The sequence below is a fragment of the Streptomyces sp. NPDC059740 genome (genome assembly GCF_042733155.1).
Taxonomy (GTDB): Bacteria; Actinomycetota; Actinomycetes; order Streptomycetales; family Streptomycetaceae; genus Streptomyces.
Window position 1 is genome coordinate 1 of sequence record NZ_JBHWGP010000093.1, and the last position, 3482, is coordinate 3482.

Consider the following 3482-nt stretch of genomic DNA (forward strand, 5'->3'; position numbering starts at 1 on the left):
GCCCGGGCCGGCCCCGGGGCCTGGCCGCGGTCCGGCGCACGCTGGTGACCTGCACCGCCCTGGTGCTCTGCGCCACCGGTGCCCTCCTCGCGGGCGGCTCCGCCGCCTACGCCGACCCGGTGGCGGACGGCGGGGAGGCGGCCGACGCCCGGCTCGCAGCCGTCCACCGGCAGATCGACCGTCTCTACCGGGAGGCGGAGAGCGCCACCGAGGCGTACGACGCGGCGAAGGAGAAGACCGACCGCCAGCAACGCGCCGTCGACGCCCTCAGCCGCGACATCCTGCACACCCAGTCCCGCATCAACGCCCTGCAGAAGCAGGTCGGCGCCCTCGCCAGCGCCCAGTACCGGGCGGGAGGCGTGCCACCGGGGGCGAAGCTGGCCTTCTCCTCCGACCCCGGCAGCTTCCTGGAGGGAGCCACCCTTACCCGCAAGGCGCAGGCCGCCGCCCACACCGCGTTGAACCGCCTGGCCCGGGAGAAGGACACGCTGCGCGACCACTCGCGGGAGGCGAGGACGCGCTGGCGGCAGCTGGTGGCCGACCGCAAGGCCAAGGAGGCCACCGAGCGGAACGTCCGCCACAGGATCTCCGCCGCCAGGAAGGTGGAGTCGCGCCTGCAGGAGGCGGAGCGCAGACGCCTGGCCGGGCTGGAGGCCGAACGGGCCGCGGAGCAGCAGCGCCAGTGGCTCGCCTCCGGCAAGCTCGGCAAGGACGCGGCGAAGGCCTCCCCCGCCGGCCGGAAGGCGGTGGCCTACGCCACGGCGCAGCTAGGCAAGGACTACGTGTGGGGAGCCGAGGGGCCCGACACCTTCGACTGCTCGGGGCTGACCATGCGCGCCTGGCAGGCCGCCGGCCACCCGGTGCCGCGCACCTCGCAGGAGCAGTGGCGCCGGCTCCCGCACGTACCGCTGCGCGAGATACGCCCCGGTGACCTCGTCGTCTACTTCGACGACGCCAGTCACGTCGCCCTGTACGTCGGCGGCGGCCGGATCATCCACGCCCCGCGCCCGGGCCGCCAGGTGACCGTCACCGGCGCCGGCACCATGAAGATCCTCGGCGTGGTCCGGCCCGATGGCGACGGTGCGGGCGGGGGAGACGGGGGAGCGGTGACGGTCAGTGACAGACGGCCGGTGACCGGCGGCGGGAGTGAGCGCTGACGGTGGGCAGGGGCGGTCGGTGGCGGGCCGCGGCCCGGGCCGGGCGGGGCCTCCGCCGGACCGGGGACGGCCGGGAGGACGGTGGGTGACGGGATGGTCACCGGACGGCCGGAGTGTGGGGTGGATCGCCCTCCGGTTGCAGTCGCGGTACGTGACGTTCGTCATGGGGCGCGCGGGCCGCGCCGGCAAAGGGCTGGTCGGCCCGGCATATCCCGTCATATGACGCAGGCCCCCGACGCCGCTCGTTCCCGCACCGCCGGACCGGCCGCTATGGTCGCCAGTTGGTGCCCGGTGCTCATCCGCCGTGAGGCGCCCCGACGGGCCCGGTCCGGCGGGGGAGCCGGGCAGGGTGGTGAGCCGGTCCGGTCATCACCACACCCTCGGGGGAGGGAAGGAAGCTCAAGACGATGACCGTACCCGTGCCGCGCCAGCGGTCGGCCGCAGCGCCCGCCCAGGGCGCCGCCGAGCCGGCGACGGGCGCGTACGCGATGTGCGGCGCACCCGCCGAGGCTGCCGTGTCCGGCCGCGGGGCCGCAGTCGACGCCCCCGCCGGGCCCGCGCCCGAGGCCGCCTCGGCCCCGCCGCGGGCCGAGGCGCCGCAGGATGCCCCGGCCACCCCGCACCACACCCCGCAGCCGGCGCCGGCAGTCGGCGCCCCGGAGGCGGAGACGCCCGGCGGGGCGGCTCCCGCGCAGGCCGCGGCCGGCGAGGAGCACTCCCACGACGACACGTCCGAGGACGCGCCGCAGGTGGCAGCGGCCACCGGTGGCGCGCTGACCCTGCTCGTCATCGGCGACGACCCCACCCGGGCGCTGCCCGAGATGCGCGACTGGAAGGGCCGCCGGACCCGGGTGCGCAACGCCCGCAACCTCACCGAGGCGCAGCGGCTGCTCACCGACGACGTCCACTGCATCGTCCTCGACCTCGCCCCGCTGGACGGCGAGGGCCGGGCCGAAGGCGAGGCCGCGTCCCCCGCGGGCCGGCGGGACGAGGCCGCGGCCGGCGGCAGCGACGCTCCGGAGGCCCGGTTCGAGCTGGACGCGCTCCGCTCGGTGCTGCGACTGGCCCCCCACCACGCCGTGGTGGTGCTGACCGCGGAGGCGGACGCGGACCGGGCCGTCGAGGCGGTGCGCGTCGGCGCGCAGGACTACCTCTTCCGCGACGAGCTGGACGGCGCGGTCCTGAGCCGGGCGGTGCGCTACGCGGTCGCCCGCAAGCGGGCCGACGGGGCCCAGCGGCAGCTCACCGAGACGCGGCTGCGGGCGGAGGAGAACGCCCGCCTGGAGCGCGGTCTGCTGCCGACGCCGCTGCTGGACGGCTCCGACCTGCACTTCGCCTCCCGGTACCGGCCGGGCCGCAGCCGTGCCCTGCTGGGCGGCGACTTCTACGACACCGTCCGCACCCCCGACGGCACGGTCCACGCGATGATCGGCGACGTCTGCGGGCACGGCCCCGACGAGGCGGCGCTGGGCGTGGAGCTGCGCATCGCCTGGCGGGCGCTGACCTTCGCCGGGCTCTGCGGCGACGAGCTGCTCGGCACGCTCCACCGGGTGCTGGAGAACGAGCGGGTGGGCGACGAGATCTTCGCGACGCTGTGCACGGTCGACATCGCCCCCGACGGCCGGAGCGCGGGGGTGTGCCTGGCCGGGCACCCCTCCCCCCTGCTCATGGGCGCGGGGCGCAGGCCCCGGCTGCTCCCCTACGAGGGCAGCGGGCCGGCTCTCGGCGTCCTGCCCGGGGCGCGGTGGCCACGCCACCAGGTAGCGCTCGGCGGCGAGTGGAGCCTGCTGATGTACACCGACGGCCTGATCGAGGGGCGCATCGGGGAGGGCCGCGAGCGGCTGGGGCAGGAGGGCCTGGCCCGGCTGGTCGGCGACCACCTCGCCGCCGGCCTGCACGGCGAGGACCTGCTCGACGCGACCATGGCCGCCGCCCGCGACCTCAACGGCGGCGAGCTGACCGACGACGTGGCGGCGCTGCTCCTGGACCGCGGCTGACGCGCAACGGCCCCTGCGGCGGCCGAAGGCCCCCGTCCGCCCCGTCCGCCCCGCGGGGCTGCGCGGCGGGGCCGGTGGCGTGGCCGGTTGCGCGAGGGATGCGGTGACGGTCAGTGGCCGAGCGGCCCCCCGCGTCGGCACTGTGCTGTGACGGTCCGTGGCCGAGCGGCCCCCCGCCTCGGCACTGTGCTGTGACGGACGGAACGGCCCCGGGCCCCCCCGGAGAACGGGTGGGGGGGGGGCGGGGGGGGTTGGGGGGCGCGCCCGGGGCCCCCGGGCCCGCCCGGGGGGTCGGGGCCGTCCGCGGGGCGAGCCGCGGCGGGGCGCC

The 3482-nt window shown here is 77.8% G+C and carries 2 protein-coding genes; both read left to right on the plus strand.

Annotated elements, in window-relative coordinates:
* A partial coding sequence (locus ACFV3R_RS34530; RefSeq protein WP_385591505.1) for an NlpC/P60 family protein occupies nt 1-1157 on the plus strand: 1157 nt, incomplete at its 5' end.
* A gap of 407 nt (nt 1158-1564) precedes the next feature.
* Nucleotides 1565-3154 carry a PP2C family protein-serine/threonine phosphatase gene (locus ACFV3R_RS34535; RefSeq protein WP_385591507.1) on the plus strand — a complete coding sequence of 530 codons (1590 nt, stop codon included), beginning with the start codon at nt 1565-1567 and terminating at the stop codon, nt 3152-3154.
* Nucleotides 3155-3482 lie beyond the last annotated feature (328 nt).